This window comes from Cellulomonas septica, assembly GCF_012396155.1.
Classification (GTDB): domain Bacteria; phylum Actinomycetota; class Actinomycetes; order Actinomycetales; family Cellulomonadaceae; genus Cellulomonas; species Cellulomonas septica.
The window spans coordinates 1-3328 of sequence record NZ_JAAXOY010000392.1 but is presented as its reverse complement, the minus strand read 5'-3'; the positions used below and the strand labels follow the sequence as shown (position 1 = coordinate 3328).

Sequence of the window (3328 nt, the reverse complement as noted above, 5' to 3'; positions counted from 1 at the left end):
CCCGTGCCCCCGGTCGACGACGAGCTCGCCGCGCTGGCCCGCACGCTCAACGACATGCTCGACCGCCTGGAGACGAGCGCCGCGCGGCAGCGGTCCTTCGTCGCCGACGCGGCCCACGAGCTCCGGTCACCGCTCGCCTCGCTGCGCGCGACCCTCGACGTCGCGCGCGCCCACCCCGACGCCTACCCGCAGGCCGAGGTCGTCGCCGACGCCGAGCGCGAGGCGGCGCGCATGCAGTCGCTCGTCGACGACCTCCTGCTGCTCGCGCGGGTCGGATCCGCACCGCTGCGCACCGAGGACGTCGACCTGGCCGCGCTCGTGGCCGACGTGGTCGACGGCGAGACCGGGACGTCGTCCGCGGTCGTCGTCGAGGTGCGCGGGTCCGGGCACGCGCGCTGCGACGCCGTCGCGACCGGCCGGGTCGTGCGCAACCTCGTCGGGAACGCGCTGCGGCACGCCGCGTCGCGCGTCGTCATGACGGTCGCCGACGGGTCGGTGGTCGTCGAGGACGACGGGACGGGCATCCCCGCCGACGACCGCGAGCGGGTGTTCGAACGCTTCGTGCGACTGGACGACGCACGCGAGCGCGAGGCGGGCGGCAGCGGCCTGGGCCTCGCCATCGCCCGGGAGATGGCCCGCGAGCAGGGCGGCGACGTGGTCCTGGCCGACGCGCACCTCGGCGGTCTGCGTGCGGAGGTCCGGCTGCCGCGCTGACCCCTCGCGCTCCGCGGCGAGCCGCCCTCCGGCGAGGCAGGCCCGGACCGGACGGGGGTCGGCTTCCGCGTCCGGTCCGGGGGCGTGGGGTCAGACGCGGGTCGGGACCGCGTCGTCGACGGGGTTCGCCTGCTGCGGGAGCAGGCCGGCGGGCTCGTCGTCCGGGGTCGTGACCTCGCCCGAGGTCGAGCCGCTGCCGTCTGCCGCGGGATCGACCGGTGTCGCGCGCGACTCGATGCGCATCCCGTAGAAGGACCGGTGCACGAAGTAGGTCGAGGTGAGGAAGAAGACCGCGGCGAGCACGAGCACGAGCGCGTGCCGGCCCTGCCCGGACAGCTGCACGGCGAGGTCGACGGCGAGGAGGCCGAAGAGCGTCGTGAACTTGATGACCGGGTTGAGCGCGACCGAGGAGGTGTCCTTGAACGGGTCGCCGACGGTGTCGCCGACGACGGTCGCGTCGTGCAGCGGGGTGCCGTTCGCGTGCAGCTCGGTCTCGACGATCTTCTTCGCGTTGTCCCAGGCGCCGCCCGCGTTGGCCATGAAGATCGCCTGGTAGAGGCCGAACAGCGCGATGGAGACGAGGTAGCCGACGAACAGGTACGGCTCGACGAACGCGAACGCGAGGGTCGCGAAGAACACGCCGAGGAACATCGTGAGCATGCCGCGCTGCGCGTACTGGGTGCAGATCTCGACGACGCGGCGCGAGTCGGCCTCGCTGGCCGCGGCGGTGCCGTCGAGGCGGATGTGCGTGCGGATGAACTCGACGGCCCGGTACGCGCCGGTCGTGACGGCCTGCGTGGAGGCGCCGGTGAACCAGTAGATGACCGAGCCGCCCGCGACGAGGCCGAGCAGGAACGGCGGGTGCAGCAGCGACAGGTTCTCGAGGCCCGTCGTGAGCCCGTCGGTGAGGCCCATGATGATCGAGAAGATCATCGTGGTGGCGCCGACGACGGCCGTGCCGATGAGCACGGGCTTGGCGGTCGCCTTGAACGTGTTGCCCGCGCCGTCGTTCTCCTCGAGCAGCTGCTTCGCGTGCTGCCACGCCGGTGCGCCGCCGAGCTCCTCGGCCAGCGCGTCCTCGTCGGCCTGCTCGATGCCCGACAGCTCGTAGACGCTCTGCGCGTTGTCGGTGACCGGGCCGTAGGAGTCGACGGCGATGGTCACGGGACCCATGCCGAGGAACCCGAACGCGACGAGCCCGAACGCGAACACCGCGGGCGCGTGCATGACGTCGGCGAGCCCGAGCTCGCTCACCAGGTACGCGGCGCCCATGAGCACGACGATGGCCATGCCGAGCCAGTAGGCGGAGAAGTTGCCCGCGACCAGGCCGGACAGGATGTTGAGCGACGGGCCGCCCTCGCGGGACGACGCGACGACCTCGCGCGTGTGCCGGCTGCCGGTGCTGGTGAACACCTTGACGAGCTCGGGGATGAGCGCACCGGCCAGCGTGCCGCAGGAGATGATCGTCGCGAGCTTCCACCACAGGCCCGGCGTGCCGTCGGCGAGGACGAGCCACGTCGTCGCGAAGGTCGCGGCGATGCAGACGGCCGACGTCAGCCACACGAGCGACGTGAGCGGCTTCTCGAAGTCCATGCGCTCGGCACCCGCGTACCGGCGCGACGCCCACAGGTCGTTGACGGTGTAGGAGACGCCGGACGCGGCGATCATCACGGCGCGCACGACGAAGATCCAGACGAGCAGCGCGGCCTGGACGCCCGGGTCGGGGACGCCGAGCAGCACGAAGGTCACGAGCGCGACGCCGGTGACGCCGTACGTCTCGAACCCGTCGGCGCTCGGGCCGACCGAGTCACCCGCGTTGTCGCCCGTGCAGTCGGCGATCACGCCAGGGTTGCGGGCGTCGTCCTCCTTGATCTTGAACGCGATCTTCATGAGGTCGGAGCCGATGTCGGCGATCTTCGTGAAGATGCCGCCCGCGATGCGCAGCGCCGCGGCCCCGAGCGACTCGCCGACCGCGAACCCGATGAAGCACGCGCCCGCGAGGTCGCGGGGCAGGAACAGCAGGATGACCAGCATGATCGCGAGCTCGAGGCTGATGAGCACCATGCCGATCGCCATGCCGGACCGCAGGGGGATCCGGTGCAGCGGCAGGGCGCGCCCCCGCAGCGCGGCGAACGCCGTGCGGGAGTTCGCGTAGGTGTTGACGCGGATGCCGAACCACGCGACCGAGTACGACCCGGCCATGCCGACCAGGCTGAACGCGATGACGACCGCGACGCGTCCCCAGTCGAACCCGACGAGGACGCGGTAGTAGACGACGATCACGGCGGCGATGAAGCCCCACAGCACGAGCAGGAAGCGTCCCTGCTGCACGAGGTACGCCTTGCAGGTCGTGTAGATGAGCTCGGACACGGCCCGCATCGACCCGTGCACCGGCAGCCGCTTGAGCTGCGCGACGACGGTCACGCCGAACGCGAGCCCCAGCGCGCACACGACGAGGCCGACGCCGAGCCAGACGCGACCGGGCAGCCCGGCGATCGTGACGGTCCCGAGGTCGGGGAGGGCGAGGCCGGCCTCGCCGCCGTGCGGCGTGCCGTCGGCGGCGTCGGTGGAGGTGGTGCCGGCGCACCCGGACAGGAGGGCGACGACGGCGGCG

Annotated in this window: 2 protein-coding genes; one reads left to right on the top strand and one right to left on the bottom strand. The window is 72.4% G+C overall.

All coding sequences use genetic code 11. The features are described 5' to 3' along the window. On the top strand, positions 1-714 hold a 714-nt coding region (locus tag HGA02_RS13760; protein WP_246247803.1), incomplete at its 5' end, for a sensor histidine kinase. A gap of 90 nt (positions 715-804) precedes the next feature. On the opposite strand, the gene HGA02_RS13755 is transcribed toward HGA02_RS13760, so the two are convergent. Further along, complete coding sequence (locus tag HGA02_RS13755) at positions 805-3309, bottom strand: sodium-translocating pyrophosphatase (protein WP_168679478.1); 2505 nt, start codon at positions 3307-3309, stop codon at positions 805-807. Positions 3310-3328 lie beyond the last annotated feature (19 nt).